Origin of the sequence: Solwaraspora sp. WMMD937, assembly GCF_029581175.1 — a bacterium.
In the GTDB taxonomy this organism is placed as follows: domain Bacteria; phylum Actinomycetota; class Actinomycetes; order Mycobacteriales; family Micromonosporaceae; genus Micromonospora_E.
Genome location: NZ_CP120738.1, coordinates 2,291,934 through 2,307,758, shown reverse-complemented (window position 1 = coordinate 2,307,758; position 15,825 = coordinate 2,291,934). Strand labels below are relative to the sequence as shown.

General features: G+C 70.2%; 14 protein-coding genes. 4 read left to right on the top strand and 10 right to left on the bottom strand.

Features of this window, described 5'->3' with window-relative positions; genetic code table 11:
- Nucleotides 1-95: 95 nt before the first annotated feature.
- The 6 genes from ftsX to O7621_RS09955 form a co-directional block, all read right to left on the bottom strand.
- A complete protein-coding gene (gene ftsX / locus O7621_RS09980) occupies nucleotides 96-971 on the bottom strand; it encodes a permease-like cell division protein FtsX (protein ID WP_282233699.1) in 876 nt (291 codons plus the stop codon).
- A 96-nt stretch (nucleotides 972-1,067) separates the two neighbouring features.
- Complete coding sequence (gene ftsE, locus O7621_RS09975; RefSeq protein WP_278173989.1) at nucleotides 1,068-1,748, bottom strand: cell division ATP-binding protein FtsE; 681 nt, start codon at nucleotides 1,746-1,748, stop codon at nucleotides 1,068-1,070.
- 219 nt (nucleotides 1,749-1,967) lie between these two features.
- Nucleotides 1,968-3,083, bottom strand: coding sequence for a peptide chain release factor 2 (prfB, locus tag O7621_RS09970; RefSeq protein ID WP_282233698.1), 1,116 nt, complete (start codon nucleotides 3,081-3,083; stop codon nucleotides 1,968-1,970).
- A 45-nt stretch (nucleotides 3,084-3,128) separates the two neighbouring features.
- Nucleotides 3,129-3,644, bottom strand: a complete 516-nt coding sequence (locus tag O7621_RS09965; protein ID WP_123603708.1) for a PadR family transcriptional regulator — start codon at nucleotides 3,642-3,644, stop codon at nucleotides 3,129-3,131.
- Nucleotides 3,645-3,864: 220 nt separating this feature from the next.
- Nucleotides 3,865-5,205 carry a serine/threonine-protein kinase gene (locus O7621_RS09960; protein ID WP_282233697.1) on the bottom strand — a complete coding sequence of 447 codons (1,341 nt, stop codon included), beginning with the start codon at nucleotides 5,203-5,205 and terminating at the stop codon, nucleotides 3,865-3,867.
- A gap of 111 nt (nucleotides 5,206-5,316) precedes the next feature.
- On the bottom strand, nucleotides 5,317-6,291 hold the full coding sequence (locus tag O7621_RS09955) for a hypothetical protein (RefSeq protein ID WP_282233696.1): 975 nt from the start codon (nucleotides 6,289-6,291) through the stop codon (nucleotides 5,317-5,319).
- Between the two features lie 183 nt (nucleotides 6,292-6,474).
- Here O7621_RS09955 and pruA point away from each other — a divergent pair, with 183 nt between their 5' ends.
- Nucleotides 6,475-8,103 carry an L-glutamate gamma-semialdehyde dehydrogenase gene (gene pruA / locus O7621_RS09950; RefSeq protein WP_282233695.1) on the top strand — a complete coding sequence of 543 codons (1,629 nt, stop codon included), beginning with the start codon at nucleotides 6,475-6,477 and terminating at the stop codon, nucleotides 8,101-8,103.
- A gap of 19 nt (nucleotides 8,104-8,122) precedes the next feature.
- Here pruA and O7621_RS09945 read toward each other — a convergent pair whose 3' ends face one another.
- Nucleotides 8,123-8,623, bottom strand: a complete 501-nt coding sequence (locus O7621_RS09945) for a hypothetical protein (RefSeq protein ID WP_282233694.1) — start codon at nucleotides 8,621-8,623, stop codon at nucleotides 8,123-8,125.
- 108 nt (nucleotides 8,624-8,731) lie between these two features.
- Here O7621_RS09945 and O7621_RS09940 point away from each other — a divergent pair, with 108 nt between their 5' ends.
- Together O7621_RS09940 and O7621_RS09935 are read left to right on the top strand one after the other, a co-directional pair.
- A complete protein-coding gene (locus O7621_RS09940) occupies nucleotides 8,732-8,959 on the top strand; it encodes a helix-turn-helix domain-containing protein (protein ID WP_281551696.1) in 228 nt (75 codons plus the stop codon).
- A gap of 122 nt (nucleotides 8,960-9,081) precedes the next feature.
- A complete protein-coding gene (locus tag O7621_RS09935; RefSeq protein ID WP_282233693.1) occupies nucleotides 9,082-9,732 on the top strand; it encodes an Rv3235 family protein in 651 nt (216 codons plus the stop codon).
- A 34-nt stretch (nucleotides 9,733-9,766) separates the two neighbouring features.
- Here O7621_RS09935 and secA read toward each other — a convergent pair whose 3' ends face one another.
- Entirely contained in the window at nucleotides 9,767-12,739 is a 2,973-nt protein-coding gene (secA, locus tag O7621_RS09930; protein WP_282233692.1) for a preprotein translocase subunit SecA, read from the bottom strand.
- Nucleotides 12,740-12,911: 172 nt separating this feature from the next.
- On the opposite strand from secA, the gene O7621_RS09925 reads away from it, so the two are divergent.
- Nucleotides 12,912-14,039: a GNAT family N-acetyltransferase gene (locus O7621_RS09925; protein ID WP_282233691.1), complete on the top strand. Its 1,128-nt coding sequence runs from the start codon at nucleotides 12,912-12,914 to the stop codon at nucleotides 14,037-14,039.
- Nucleotides 14,040-14,140: 101 nt separating this feature from the next.
- On the opposite strand, the gene raiA is transcribed toward O7621_RS09925, so the two are convergent.
- Nucleotides 14,141-14,836, bottom strand: coding sequence for a ribosome-associated translation inhibitor RaiA (gene raiA, locus O7621_RS09920; RefSeq protein WP_282233690.1), 696 nt, complete (start codon nucleotides 14,834-14,836; stop codon nucleotides 14,141-14,143).
- A 270-nt stretch (nucleotides 14,837-15,106) separates the two neighbouring features.
- Nucleotides 15,107-15,823: a ComF family protein gene (locus tag O7621_RS09915; RefSeq protein ID WP_282233689.1), complete on the bottom strand. Its 717-nt coding sequence runs from the start codon at nucleotides 15,821-15,823 to the stop codon at nucleotides 15,107-15,109.
- Nucleotides 15,824-15,825 lie beyond the last annotated feature (2 nt).

The following is a 15,825-nucleotide window of genomic DNA, read 5'->3' as shown; positions in this document are numbered from 1 at the left end:
CCGCGCCATGGTACCGCGCGACGACGCGCCGGCCGGCACCGGTTTTCCGGTGCCGGCCGGCGCGCGGCGGCAGTTCGAGTCGATCGGGTTGAGCGTCAGACCCGCAGGTAGAAGCGCAGCGTCACCCAGGCGGTGATCGCGCTGACCAGGCCACCGACGCCGGCCATCACCGGGAACATCAGCAGTACGCTGCTCCACTCGATCGGGGTCAGCAGTTCGGTGAGGTCGCGCAGCGAGCCGTCGAGCAGGAACATCTTGCCCAGCACCAGGGCGCCGAAGCCCAGCAGCGAGCCGAACAGGCCGGCGACGACGGCTTCGAGTACGAACGGGGCCTGGATGAACCAGTTGGAGGCGCCGACCAGCCGCATCACGGCGACCTCGCGCCGCTTGCTGTACGCCGCGACCTGGATCGTGTTGCCGACCAGCAGCAATGCCGCCACCGCCATGATCGACGCAGCGATCAGCGCCATGCTCTGCACCGAGCCGAGGATGTTGAAGATCTTGTCGAGCAGCCTGCGCTGGTCGACGATCTCGTCGATGCCCTCGGTGCCGTTGTACTTGTCGAAGATCGCCTGGTACTCCTCCGGATCGATCAGCTTGATCCGGAACGATTCGGGCAGTTGGTCCGGCTCGACCGCGTTGACCAGGTCCGGAGCGTCGGCGTAGAGCGTCTGGAAGCGGTTGTACGCCTCCTCCTTGGACTCGTACGTCACGTTGGAGATCAACGGGTCGGCGTCGAGCGAGCTCTGCAGGCTGTCGCGTTGCTCGTCGGAGACGTCGGACACCAGGAAGATCGAGACCTCGATCTGGTCGTAGTAGAAGTCCTTCATCGAGTTGACCTGCAGGTACATCAGGCCACTCGCGCCCAGCATGGTGAGCGACACCGCCATGGTGATGATCATGGCGACGGTCATCGTCACGTTGCGCCACAGCCCGACCATCACCTCGGACAGGACGTATTTCGCGCGCATCGGGTTCCTCTTCCGGATCTGCCGCTGGATGGTGGTACTAGGCCGCCACGTGCCGGTGCCGGCCGGCACAGGCACCGGTGGAGCCGTGGTGGCTGGTTAGCCGTAGACGCCGCGAGCCTGGTCGCGGACGATTCGGCCAGCCTCGATCTCGATGACCCGCCGCCGCATCTGGTTGACGATGTTCGAGTCGTGGGTGACCATCACGACCGTGGTTCCGGTGCGGTTGATCCGGTCCAGCAGCCGCATGATCTCGATCGAGGTGTCCGGGTCGAGGTTGCCGGTCGGCTCGTCGGCGAGCAGCACCAGCGGCCGGTTGACGAACGCCCGGGCCACCGCGACGCGCTGCTGCTCGCCACCGGAGAGTTCGTGCGGGTAGCGATGCTCCTTGCCGCCCAGACCGACCAGTTCCAGCACCTCCGGGACGACTCGCCGGGCGACTGCCTTGGTCTTGCCGATCACCTCGAGGGCGAAGGCGACGTTCTCGTACGCGGTGCGGTTGGGCAGCAGTCGGAAGTCCTGGAACACGCAGCCGATGGAGCGCCGGAAGTTGGGGATCTTCCAGGAGCGCATGGTCGTGACGTCCTTGCTGTTGACGATGACCTTGCCCTTGTTGGGGGTCACCTCGTGCAGCAGCAGCTTGATGATCGTGGACTTGCCGGAGCCGGACGGACCGATGAAGAAGACGAACTCGCCCTTCTCGATCGCGACCGACACGTTGTCCAGCGAGGGCCGGGACGCCTTCGGGTACGTCTTCGTCACTTGCTCGAGCGCAATCACGGGTGGTGAGTCTACGCGGTGTAACGGCTACGCCAAGTCCAGCCTGATGGCGGATGTCTCCTATGTCGGTAATGCGCGAGGTTTCGTACCAGCAAATCCCCGCGAAACCCAGGAAATCAGCCGTCCGGACCGGACCGACACCACCCGAAATGATGGGCTCAGTCACAGGCCGTACATGAGACTCGAATACGAATAGTAGTTAGGTGACTGCTACCGGTATCAGTCCTCGGCGAGTTCCTGTTGCTTGCGCCAGCGGATGCCAGCCTCGATGAAGGCGTCCAGGTCACCGTCGAGCACCGCGGTGGGGTTGCCGGTCTCCTGCTCGGTCCGCAGATCCTTCACCATCTGGTACGGGTGCAGCACGTACGACCGCATCTGGTCGCCCCACGAGCCGGCGGCGTCGGTCTTGAGCCCGGCCATCTTGGCCTGCTCCTCCTGCCGCTTGCGCTCCAGCAGCCGGGCCTGCAGCACGCGCAGCGCGGCGGCCTTGTTCTGCAGCTGGGACTTCTCGTTCTGGCAGGTGACCACGATGCCGGTGGGGATATGGGTGAGCCGCACGGCGGAGTCGGTGGTGTTCACGCTCTGCCCGCCCGGCCCCGATGACCGGTAGACGTCCACCCGGATCTCGTTCTCCGGAATGTCGATGTGATCGGTCTGCTCGACCACCGGCAGCACCTCGACGCCAGCGAAGCTGGTCTGCCGCCGGCCCTGGTTGTCGAACGGGCTGATCCGCACCAAACGGTGCGTTCCGGACTCGACGCTGAGGGTGCCGAACGCGTATGGCGCCTTGACCGTGAAGGTGGCCGACTTGAGACCGGCCTCCTCCGCGTACGACGTCTCGTAGACCTCGGTGGGGTAGCCGTGCCGCTCCGCCCACCGCAGGTACATGCGCAGCAACATCTCGGCGAAGTCGGCGGCGTCGACGCCACCGGCCCCGGCCCGGATCGCCACCAGCGCCTCCCGGGAGTCGTACTCCCCGGAGAGCAGCGTGCGCACCTCCAACTCCTCGATCGCCTTGTGCAACCCGGCCAGCTCGGTACCGACTTCGGCGACCGTGCCGGCGTCCTCCTCCGCCTGTGCCATCTCCAGCAGCAAGGCCGCGTCGTCCAGCCGGGTGCGCAACGACTCCAGCTTGGCGATCTCCGCGTTCGCGTACGACAGCCGGGAGGTGACCTGCTGTGCCCTCGCCTGGTCGTTCCAGAGGTCGGGGGCAGAGGCAGCCTCCTCCAGCTCCGCCCGGTCGCGGCGCAGTCGATCAATGTCGATGACCGCCTCGATCCGGCGAAGCGTGGCGTCAAGATCTTTTAGCTGGTCGGCATAGTCGGCAGTGGTCACAACCGACAACAATACGTCGTGACCACCGACGACCGGCGCCGGTGGTCAGCCCACCGGTGCGGTCTTCAGCCAGGAGAGTGCGGCCTTGTGGTAGGCGACGGCGAACTCGAGCGCGGCGGCCCCGAAGGTGTCGCCGTTCTTCTTCGCCTCGCGTGCCTGCTCGCGGGCCGCGGCCAGCGCCTCGGTGTGGTGCTCGCTCGCGTCCGCGTAGACCGTCTTCAACTGGTCGGCCGTGTGGTGCTCGCCGAATGCCACCCGCAACGCGATCGGGTTACGTACCGAGTCGCGACCCGGGGCGTCGGCCAACCACTTGAGGAACGCCCGCTTGCCGGCCGCAGTGATCGCGTACGGCTGGCTCGACCGCGGCCCGGGCTTGCCGAGCCGGACCAGGCCCTGCTCGGCGAGCACCGGTAGCTCCCGGTACACCTGGCTTCTGGTCATCGACCAGTAAGCGCCAAGTCGACGGTCAGCTTCAGCCATCAGCTGCCCGCCTGTCATGGGTCCTTCATGGAGCAGGCCGAGAAGGGCTGCCGCCGTGGGATTGATTCGTACATCCGCCATGCCCTCTACGCTGCCACTTTGTCGCCTCTACGTCCAGGATTTGGCGCGATCCGCGACCAACCGTGTTCTAAAGTGCACTGTCTGTGGACGACGGTCCGGTAAGGAAGATCAATATTTACCATCAGGCAGCAAAACGGACAAAGAATATGTTACCAGTAGCAACATGCCCAGGCGCAGGAATCATTAGTGAAGTTTGAAGCATGAAGTCTACTTCGTCTGACTAGTTCGGAGTGTCTGGTCCGGCCACCCGGGACATCGGCCACTGTGGCACCGGGTCCCCGATCCGGAGCCCCAGCTCGCCGGGCATATCCTCCGGAAAGCCTGGTAGCTGTCCCGGATCGGACGGTTGCGGCGTCCCGATGGCCACACCAGACCCAGCCGTCCCGCTCGAACCTACCTGGCCGGTGGGACCAACCGGGCTCCCCTGCGGCATCACGCCCTGCTGATTTCCCGGGGGAACCGACCTCGGCGATGACTTCGCAGCTGGCGGTGCCGACGGCACCGCCGCGCCGGCCGGGCCAATCGGGCCGCTGAGCCGACCCGGCTGCGAACCGGCCCCCTGTCCGGCCGCCAGGGTGAGACCCGTTACCAACGCCGACAACGCGAGCCCCGCTCCGGCCAATCCGCCGAACTGCAGCGCCCGGCGTCGTGGCGCTCCCACCGGAGCCGCGGAAGCGGCCGCAACCTCCCGGGTCCACCAGGTGACCGCATCCGCCGGCAACGCCGGCAACGCCGGCCAGCCGTCGAGCGCCGGTTCCAGACCACGCAGCCGGGCGACGAGCGACCGGGCGGTCGGCCGGTCGGCCGGCCGTGCCGCCAGGCACTGCTCGATCACCGGCCACACCGCCGGTGGCAGCCCGGGCGGTGGTACCGGCACACACCGCCGGTGCCGGGCGAGGACCTCGTCGGCGCTCCCGCCACGGTACGGCGTACGGCCGCACAGCAACTCGAACAGCACGATGCCCAGCGCGTAGACGTCCGACGACCAGGTCGGCGGACCGCCGCTGGCGATCTCCGGCGCGGCGTACTCCGGGGTGGCCAGGGTGGCCCGGTCCGGCGCCGACGCGTGTCCGGTCCGGGCGGCACCGAAGTCGATCAGCCGCACCCGGCCGCCGTCCGCCGGCGCCAGCAGGTTCGCCGGTTTGACATCGCCGTGCGCGATGTCCCGTTCGTGCAGGTACGACAGAGCAGTGGCGACCTGCGCGGCGACGGCGACCGCGACAGCTGGCGGCAGCGGACCGTACCGGCGGATCCGGTGGCGCAGGTCGTCGCCGTCGACCAGGTCCAGGACCAGGGCGGGCAGCTCGCCCACGGCGGTCCGGGCCCGGAGCCGGATCACGTTCGGATGGTCCAGCCGGGACAGCAGAGCAGCCTCGGTGTGGAAGCCCTCCACCAGATCGGGATACTCGGCGGCGTCCGCCCGGAGCACCTTCACCGCCACCGGCACGTCGTCGCGCAGATCGTGCCCGTGGTGCACCGCGCCGACCGCCCCACGGGAGAACTGCGCCCCCAGCCGATACCGCCCGTCGAGCGCCTGTCGCGTGCCGTACTGCCCGTCCACTCCGTCGACGGTAGGTGTGCGGCCGGGGCACGACGGTCACCAAAGCGACGCTTGGCACGAACCTGGGAGGGATCCGCGTCACTGTGACGGGAAGTTGTCCGACCGTGGACGTCAGCGGGTGCCGGCCGAGCCCACCGCCGGCGCGGCATCCGCAGTCGGCGCGGCATCCGGCTGGCCGGGCAACGTCCGGCCAAGGCAGATCAACGCGGTGAACGCCGCAGTGAACAGGACGATCAGCGCCGAGTTGATCCGGGCCCCGTCGGCCATGGCCTGGAAGGCCTGGTCGCTCTCACTGAACGACCGGGCCAGATCGAGCAACTGGGCACCGCCGACCCGGGTGACCACCTCGGCGATCACCAACAGCAAGCCGGGACCGGCCCCGGCGACCAGATATCCCGGCCAGGGCAGCGGCCGGCCGGACCGGCGTACCGCCCGGTGCAGGTAGCCGAAGGTCACCAGCCCGGCGAGGGCGCCGGCCAGCAGGGCGGTGGCCCAGACCAGCCGGGACTGCGCGGCCAGCACGGATCCGGCGGTGTCGGCGGCTCCGAACAGCTCCAGCAACGGTCCCTTGGCAAGTTCCCGGGCGGTCGTGGTGCCGGCGACCGCCAGCGCGCCGGCGGCGGCCGCCGCCGTCAGCAGGCCGGCCCGGCGGTGCAGACCCGTCAACGCGCCGCCGACCGTGGCGCCGGCGAACAGCGCCCAGCCGAGGATCTCGACGGCCGACCCGCCCCGGCCGTCGCCGAACACGACGGCGGCGGCGGCACCGACGCCGGTCGACGCTCCGCAGCCGAGGGCGGCGAACAGTCTCGGCACCGCTGCCGCGCCCAGCCACCGGTCCGCCAGTCGGCGGACCGCCTGGGCGACACCCGCGCCGGCGATCAGCGCCGCGAAGATCACCGCCGGGAGCCCGTACGCGGTCTCGGTCACCGCGAGCACCCCGTCGGTGGACGACCCCAGGGTGCTCAGCACGGAGACGATCAGCAGGGTCACCCAGGCGAGGCTGAGCAGGCCGAGACCGACTGCCGCGCCGACCGAGCCGTCCGGGCCCACCTCGGCGTCGGGGGCGACTGCGGGTTGGCTGGTCATCGCTGGTGCCCTCCTGGTCGTCGGCGTGCTGTCGTCCGGTGCCGACCAGCGTACGCGGATCGGCGTGCGGGTCAGCCGGGCGTGCGACGATGGGACCCGGACCGCGTCGCCGTGGCCGCCCCACCGGGTGCCCCGACGGGTCCGTCTTCGCCGACGTTGTCGAGATCACGCCAGGAGCCTGTGATGGACGCCGTTCCCGCCACTCCCGACCCCCGCAACGAACCGATCCGCGACTACGCGCCGGGCAGCGCCGAGCGGGCCGACCTGAGCCGCCGGCTCACCGAGTTGTCGGCCGACCGGATCGAGCTGCCGATGACGATCGGCGGCCGGCAGCGGATGGCGGCGGGCGCGCCGATCGAGGTGGTGATGCCGCACCGGCACCGGCACGTTCTCGGGGTGACCGGTAACGCCGAGCCGGCCGACGCCGAGGCCGCGGTGGCGGCGGCGAAGCAGGCCGCACCGGGCTGGCGCAACCTGCCGTACGCTGAACGGGCCGCGGTCTTCCTACGCGCCGCCGACCTGCTTGCCGGCCCGTGGCGGGACACGGTGAACGCGGCCACCATGCTCGGTCAGTCCAAGACCGCCTACCAGGCGGAGATCGACTCGGCCTGCGAGCTGATCGACTTCCTGCGGTTCAACGTGCACTTCGGCCATCAGGTGCTGGCCGAGCAGCCCCGGTCCGCACCCGGGGTGTGGAACCGGTTCGACCACCGCCCGTTGGAGGGTTTCGTCTACGCGATCACCCCGTTCAACTTCACCGCGATCGCCGGCAACCTGCCGTCCGCGCCGGCGCTGATGGGCAACACGGTGGTCTGGAAGCCGTCCCCGACGCAGCAGTTCGCCGCTCACTTCACGATGCGGCTGTTCGAGGCCGCCGGGCTGCCGCCGGGGGTGATCAACCTGGTCACCGGGGACGGGCTGGCGGTGTCCGAGGTGGCGCTGGCCGACCGGGACCTGGCCGGCATCCACTTCACCGGCTCCACCCGGGTGTTCCAGCAGCTGTGGCGGACCGTCGGGGAGAACATCGGCCGGTACCGCTCGTACCCCCGGCTGGTCGGCGAGACCGGCGGCAAGGACTTCATCGTGGCGCATCCCAGCGCCGACCCGGCGGCACTGCACACCGCCCTGGTCCGGGGGGCGTACGAGTACCAGGGACAGAAGTGCTCGGCGGCGTCCCGGGCGTACCTGCCGAAGTCGCTGTGGACGGCCGGGCTGCGGGACCGACTGGTCGCGACGGTCGAGTCACTGCCCTACGGCGACGTGACCGACTTCACCAACTTCGGCGGCGCGGTGATCGACGACCGGGCGTTCGCCCGGCACGCGGCCGTGCTGGACCGGGTCCGCAACGACCCGTCGTGTCAGGTGCTGGCCGGCGGCACGGTCGACGACAGCGTCGGCTGGTTCGTCCGGCCTACCCTGTTGACCTGCACCGATCCCGGGCACGAGGTGTTCAGCACCGAGTACTTCGGCCCGATCCTGTCCGTGTCGGTCTATGACGACGACCAGTTCTGGGACGTGGTGGCCCAGGCCGAGGAAATCGCTCCGTACGCGTTGACCGGGTCGGTCTTCGCGACCGACCGGCGGGTGATCGACCGGGCCGGCGCCATGCTGCGGTACGCGGCCGGCAACTTCTACGTCAACGACAAGCCGACCGGGGCGGTCGTCGGGCAGCAGCCGTTCGGCGGCGCCCGGGGCAGCGGCACCAACGACAAGGCCGGGTCGAAGCACAACCTGCTGCGCTGGACGTCGCCGCGCACGATCAAGGAGACGTTCGTGCCGCCGGTCGACCACCGCTACCCGCACATGGGGTGAGCCGGGCGGGCCGGCCCGGTCACAGCAGCGTCTCCAGCTCGGACACGTCGTACCACTCCAGCTCGTGGTCCTCGGCACCGTCCACGACGAACTGGGCGTCGGGGTCACCGGCGGCGGCCTGCGACACGGCGGCCACCGCCGCCGATACGTCGTCGACCGCCTCGTCGCCGTCGACGTGCACCGCGGCGACCGAGGCGAAGGCGATCGGGCCGGCCAGCGTCACGGTGCTGGAGCCGAGCTCGGCGACCGACCGTTTCAGCGCGTCCGCCGGCAGGTCGACGGCGATCACCACCCGCCGGCGCGGGGCGGCCGGATCGTCGCGCAGGTGGCGCAGTGATTCCTGGGCGGCGCGGGTGAACGCGACGTACTCCAGCTCCTCTTCGTCACCTTCGACGTACCACTCCCGCAGCGCGGGGGTCACGGTGTGCGCGACGTCGGCGGCGAGTTGGCCGGTGTCGCGGAGCCCGGCGAGCGCCGGCAGGGTGGCCGGGACGTAGACCCGGAGCAGGTTGTCGGACACGCTCGCCCCCCACAGATGTCGTCGCTGATGCAATGTACGCCGCCGAGCGGCCCTGCGGGGCCACGGTGGCACACTGAACCGACCGACGTAGACGAGCCGGGAGTCACCGTGGAGCCGAGGTTCCTGCAGTTGTCCGACGTCGCCGCCGAACTCAACGTATCCGACTCGCAGGTCTATCACATGGTTCGCAGTGGCGAGTTGCCCGCGATCAAGATCGGCGGACGCGGACAGTGGCGGGTGGAACGCGCCCAGCTGGAGGAGTACATCCAGCGCAAGTACGCCGAGACGGCGCAGTGGGTGCAGAGCAACCCGCTGATCGAGCGCGAGCCGGAGTAGTCCGGCGCCTACTGGTTGTCCGAACACCGTCATCGACAGACGTTGACGGGCGGTGTCATGCTGGCTTCAAATTGGTCTGCCGAAAGCAAACGAAGGCAAACGCAAGATCAACAGGAGCTCGGATGACTGTCGCGACCCGGATCCGACGTCCCCCCGTCCGACTGCGACCCGCCCCGCCGCTGGACCCGCCGTTCACCGACGAGCCGGCTCAGTTCGACATGCGTCCCGGTCCCGGCGTACAGCTGGCGCTCGACCTGGCCGGGGCGACACCCGGCGCGGTGGTCGCCGACCGGTCCGCGACCACCGTCGGCCGACCGGGCAACGGGTCGGCCGGTGGCCGCGGAGGGTTGCCGCCGGGCGCGCTCGCCGGCGCGTCACCGGAGGCCCGCCGGGCCGCGCACCGGTTCCTGGCCGCGAGCCTGGAGATCATCAACGGGTTCCGCCCGGCCGGCCACATCCGCCGGCTCGCCGACCCGGCACAGGCGCTCGCGGTCGGCGCGCAGCTGGCCGTCGCCGTCGACCGGGCCCGGAGACCGGACGACCCGGGCCGGGCCCGACGCGGGCCGGCATCGCCGCAGCCGGTGCCGATCGTCCGCGGTGGGCGGCGCCCCGTCGAGCTGCTCCGGGTCCGTCAGCTGCGGGTCTGCGAGCCGGTCAGCGGCGTCGCGGAGGCCGTCGCGGTGCTCGGCACCGACGAGCGCAGCTGGGCGCTCGCCTTCCGGCTGGAACGCCGGCCAACCGGCTGGTTGAGCACCACGGTCGACGTCGTGTGACCGGGCAACCCGCCGGGATCAGGTACCGCCGGGATCAGGCCCCGGGAGCGCCGTGGCAGCGCTTGTACTTCTTGCCGGACCCGCACGGGCAGGGCGCGTTGCGTGACGGCCCGTTGCTGCTGACGGCCTGGCCGGGGGCGGCTCGGCGGCCGGCCGACGCCGGCACCGGCGGGCCGGCCGCCGATCGGCTGGCGGCGGGCGGGCGGCCCTGACCGCCCTGGCCCGCACGTTGGCCTTGGCCCTGACCGCCCTGGCCCGCACGCCCGGCCGGTGGGCCGCCGACGCCCAACGCCGGTGCCTGCTGCACCTGCACCCCGCCGTCGGCACCGGCGGCACCGTCGATGGTGGGCGAGACGTACTGCAGGCCCTGCGGCCGCGGCGCCGCGCCAAGGCCCTTGGCACTCACCTGGACTCCGGCGCCACCGTCGGGCACCGGAATCCGGGGTCCGGGCCGCTCCCCCGCCGGCGCGCCGGCACCGTCAGCCGGGGCCCCCGGCTGCTGCACCTGCACCTCGACGTTGAACAGGAAGCCGACCGTCTCCTCCTTGATGCCGTCCATCATGGTGGCGAACATCGCGTAGCCCTCACGCTGGTACTCGACCAGCGGGTCACGCTGGGCGTAGGCCCGCAGGCTGATGCCCTCCTTGAGGTAGTCCATCTCGTAGAGGTGCTCACGCCACTTGCGGTCGATCACCTGTAGCAGGACCATCCGCTCCAGCTGCCGCAACGCGTCGGTGCCGAGCTCCTCCTCGCGGCGCTGGTACGCCGCGTGGGCGTCCTCCAGCACCTGCGCCCGGAGGAAGTCGGCGTCCACCGCGCTGCGTTCGCCGCCAGCTTCCTCGATCAGCTCGTCGACGGTGATCCCCACCGGGTAGAGCTGCTTGAGGCTGGACCAGAGCTGGTCGAAGTCCCAGTCCTCGGCGTAGCCCTCGACCGTAGCCCCGTCGACGTACGCACCGACCACGTCGTCGATCATCTTGGTGACCTGGTCGTGCAGGTCCTCGCCGTTGAGCACCCGCAGCCGCTCGGCGTAGATCACCTGGCGCTGCTTGTTGAGCACCTCGTCGTACTTGAGGACGTTCTTACGGGTCTCTGCGTTCTGGCCCTCGATCTGCGCCTGGGCGTTCTTGATCTGCCGGGTCACCATCTTGGACTCGATCGGCACGTCCTCGGGGATGTTGAAGCGCTCCATCACCGCTTCGACCGCCCCGGCCCGGAACCGCCGCATCAACTCGTCCTGCAGCGACAGGTAGAACCGGGACTCACCCGGGTCGCCCTGCCGGCCGGAGCGACCGCGCAGCTGGTTGTCGATCCGGCGGGACTCGTGCCGCTCGGTACCGAGCACGTAGAGGCCGCCGACCGCGGAGACCTCCTCGGCCTCGGCGGCGCAGGCCTGCTTGACCTGCGGCATGATGTCTTCCAGCGCCTTGGCGTACTCCTCGGCGTGCTCGACCGGGTCGAGCCCACGCTGACGCAGCTGGGCCGCGGCGAGGTAGTCCGGGTTGCCGCCGAGCAGGATGTCCGTGCCGCGGCCGGCCATGTTGGTCGCCACGGTGACCGCGCCCTTACGGCCGGCCTGCGCGATGATCTCGGCTTCCTTGGCGTGGAACTTCGCGTTGAGCACCGCGTGCGGGATGCCCCGGCGACGCAGCAGCTGGGAGAGGATCTCCGAGTTCTCCACCGACACCGTGCCGACCAGCACCGGCTGGCCCACCGCGTGCCGCTCGGCGATGTCCTCGACGGCGGCGTTGAACTTGGCCTTCTCCGTCTTGTAGATGACGTCCGCCCGGTCCATCCGGACCATCTCCCGGTGGGTCGGGATGGTCACCACGCCGACGTCGTAGACCTTGTTGAACTCGCCGGCCTCGGTCTGGGCCGTACCGGTCATCCCGGCCAGCTTGCCGTAGAGCCGGAAGTAGTTCTGCAGGGTGATGGTGGCGAGGGTCTGGTTCTCCTGCTTGATCTCGACGCCCTCCTTGGCCTCGATTGCCTGGTGCATGCCCTCGTTGTAGCGGCGGCCGTGCAGGATCCGGCCGGTGAACTCGTCGACGATCAGGACCTCGCCGTCGTTGACGATGTAGTCCTTGTCCCGCTTGTAGAGCTCTTTGGCCTTGATGGCGTTGTTCAGGTAGCCGACCAACGGGGTGTTCACCGACTCGTACAGGTTGTCGATGCCCAGCCGGTCCTCGACCTTGGCGACGCCCCGTTCGGTCACCGCGACGGTGCGCTTGGCGTAGTCGATCTCGTAGTCGCCCTCGCCGTCCTTGCCGGCCTGCATCCGCTTGACCACGGCGGCGAACTCGCCGTACCAGCGGGCGGAATGTTCCGCCGGGCCGGAGATGATCAGCGGTGTCCGCGCCTCGTCGATCAGGATCGAGTCGACCTCGTCGACGATGGCGAAGTTGTGCCCGCGCTGCACCAGGTCGTCCTTTGACCAGGCCATGTTGTCGCGCAGGTAGTCGAAGCCGAACTCGTTGTTGGTGCCGTAGGTGATGTCCGCCTGGTACGCGGCCCGGTGGTCGGCCGAGGGCCGGTTGGGCAGGATCACGCCGACGGTGAGCCCGAGGAACTCGTGCACCCGGCCCATCCAGGCGGCGTCCCGCTCGGCCAGGTAGTCGTTGACGGTTACGATGTGCACACCTTTGCCGGACAACGCGTTGAGGTACGCCGGCAGTACCGAGGTGAGCGTCTTACCCTCACCGGTCTTCATCTCGGCGATGTTGCCGAAGTGCAGCGCCGCGCCGCCCATGATCTGCACGTCGTAGTGCCGCTGGCCGAGCACCCGGGCGGCGGCCTCCCGGGCGGTGGCGAACGCCTCTGGGAGGAGGTCGTCGAGGGACTCGCCGTCGGCGTACCGCTGGCGGTACTGGTCGGTCAGCTCCCGCAGCTCCGCGTCGGTGAGGTCGACGTAGTCGTCCTCGATCGAGTTGACGGCCGTGGCGACCGCCTTGAGCCGACGCAACATGCGGCCCTCGCCGGCGCGGAGGACCTTCTCAAGAATCGACACGGATCAACGCTCCCCTAGACGGTGTGCCTCACCATCGTAGGCGCATCAATCGGTACGGCGGCAGTCGCAGCCCGCATCCAGCACCGGATATTCCGACATAACGGACCATGTCGACGGGGTCCGCCCGGCATATGCGTTATGCCCTGCGCGAAAGCTGCGTCAGGATGGGCCGGTGGAACCCGTCGAACTCACCGAGGGCGGCGTCCGGCTTCGGATGTTTCTGCCCGACGACGCCCCTGCGGTCGCCGAGGCCTGCGGCGATCCGACCACCCAGCGGTTCATCCCCGACCTGCCCCGGCCATACACGATCGTCGACGCACTGCGCTGGATCACCAAGGGGTCCACCGCCGCCTGGGCCGGCGGCGGCGCGGCCTGGGCGATCGCCGACCCGGGCAGCGACGAACTGCTCGGCTGCGTCGGGCTCAGCCGGGCGGTACCCGAGCGGGCCCAGATCGAGGTCGGCTACTGGATCACGCCGCGGGCCCGGGGCAAAGGAGCGGCCACCGCAGCCGCCATCGCCGCCACCGGCCACGCGATACGCTCCGGGTTCGGCCGGGTCGAGCTGCTCACCGACGCGGCCAACGCGGTCAGCCAGCGGGTGGCGCTGGCCGCCGGGTTCAGCTACGAGGGGGTGCGCCGAGGCGCCGCCAGCCAGCCCGGCCGAGGGCCGACCGCCGACCGGGAGGACCTGGTGGTCTGGACCCGCCTGGCCGGCGACCCACCGGGCCCGACGCCACGCACCCTGCCGGACCTGCCCGGCGACGGGTTGACCGACGGGGTGGTCCGGCTGCGTCCGCTCGGCCCGGCCGACGCCGACTTCGCATATCACCTGGAGTCGCTGCCCGACGTCGCCGCGACCTCGGTCCCACCGGTGGTGCCGACCCGCGCCCTGATCGAGGCGCAGTGCACCAGGGCACCGGGCAGGTGGCTGGCCGGCCAGCGGATCGACGTGGTCATCTGCGACGCGGCCAGCGGTACGCCGGCCGGGCGGATCGGGCTCAGCTATCTGAGTCCGGAGCTCGGCGAGGCGATGATCGGCTACTCGCTGCTGCCCCAGTGGCGCGGGCGCGGCTACACCGCTCGGGCGGTACGGCTGCTCGCCCGGTGGATCTTCGCCAACACGGCCATCGCCCGGTTGGCCGCCGGTGCGCTGCCCAGCAACGTCGCGTCCCAGCGGGTGCTGGAGCGGGCCGGCTTTCAGCGCGAAGGGCGGAACCGGGCCCAGTTGCCCGGCGCGGACGCCAGCCGCCACGACAGCGTCCAGTACTCGCTGCTACCGACCGACCTTGACGAAGCGTGAGCCGCGCCGGCCGGTCGGATACCATCGACGGCCGCCCGTTTGGCGGCGACGGGCCAACGGTATCCGACCGGTCGACCACGAATTGCCGAAATGGTGGTCGATCAGGCGGTGACGGTCGGTTCAGCCAGCGCGATGACACCGTAGTCGTAGCCTTTGCGGCGGTAGACCACGCTCGGCCGGCCGGACTCCTTGTCCAGGAACAGATAGAAGTCGTGCCCGACCAGTTCCATCTGGAACAAGGCGTCGTCGACCGTCATCGGATTGCCCGGGTGTTCCTTCTCCCGGACGATATGCCAGGGCTGGTCGTCGTACTCGTCGGCAACGTCTTCGTACCCATCGTCGCTGAGATCCTGCGCGGTGCGGTCGAGTACCGCGACCGATGTCGCCGGCTCCTCGGTCGGCTGGGACGGCGGCAACGGTGCGAACCCGTTCAGCCCGGCGGTCGGCAGCCCGGAGGTCGCCTCGGCCACCGAGACCGGCGCGTGCCGGCCGCGGTGCACCCGGCGCCGGTCGGCGGCGCGGCGCAGCCGGGTGTCCAGCTTGCTGATGGCGGCGTCAAGGGCGCTGTAGAAATCCTTGGCGCACGCTTCCGCCCGGATCACCGGCCCACGCGAGACACAGGTGAGTTCGACCCGCTGGCAGTGGTCCGACTGACGGGGATTGCGCTCGTGAAACAACTCGACGTCGACGCGCATCAGCTTGTGGTCGTACCGTTCGACCTTGGCCAACTTCTCGGCTACATGGGCTCGGTAGTGGTCGGGGACCTCTACGTTACGGCCTTTCACCACGATTTCCACGCGTGACCTCCCTGGAACCATCTCAACGATCGGTGTCGCTGCAAAAGAATTCGGGACCGGTCAGCGGACCAAGAGTGGTCGGCGTCAACCGGCCGGGTAGCGGAATACACCTCCCTCCGGGACACCTCAGGTGGTTGTTCAACCACCGGCCATACCCCTGATGCGCCTACGCTAACCCGCCGACGGCGGCGCGTCATCAGTTCGGCAGAGACCGGTGCGCGAAGATTCCCAGATCACGAACAAACCCCGACAAAGGACACCAGCAACTGGCTACCGTAAGTGACGGCGTCGCGTCGCTGCGAGCACCACGGCGGCGTACGCCGGCAGCCCCTGCGCGACGAGCAGCCGGTGCACGGCGGCCAGCGTCGCACCAGTGGTGACGATGTCGTCCACCACGATCACCCGCAGTCGAGGATCCGCCCGCAGCGAGATGTCAAGTCCGACCCGCCGGGGCCGAAACGCCGTCCGGGCGGACGCCAGCCGCGCCGCGCTGTCCAACCCGGCCGAGTCCGGACGGGTCCGGGCCCGCAGCGGCCGCGCCACCGCGACCCGCCGGCCGTCGACCCGCAGCCGGGCCGCCGCGTACCGGGTCAGCCGGGCGAGATGATCACCGTGCCGGGCCCGTGCCGCCGCAGCGGTGCTCGGCACCGGGACCAGCAGCACCGGCCGATCCGCACCGGTGCCGACTGCGGCGGCGACCGCGTCGCCGAGCAGCCGGCCCAGTGGCCGACCCAACCCGTGCCGGCCCCGCTCCTTGTACGCCAGCAGCAGCTCCCGCAGTACTCCCGCGTACTCGCCCAACGCCACGCAGGGCGGCAGGTCGGGCGGGGCCGGCTCGGGACGTACCGGCCGGGGGCGCAGCCGCTGCACCTCGCCGGCGCACCGGCCGCACACGCCGAACCGCAGCCGGCCGCCGGTGCGGCGGCAACCAGCGCACTCCACCGGCAGCACCAGGTCGGCCAGCGCCGACCAGACGTCGCCCACCACCG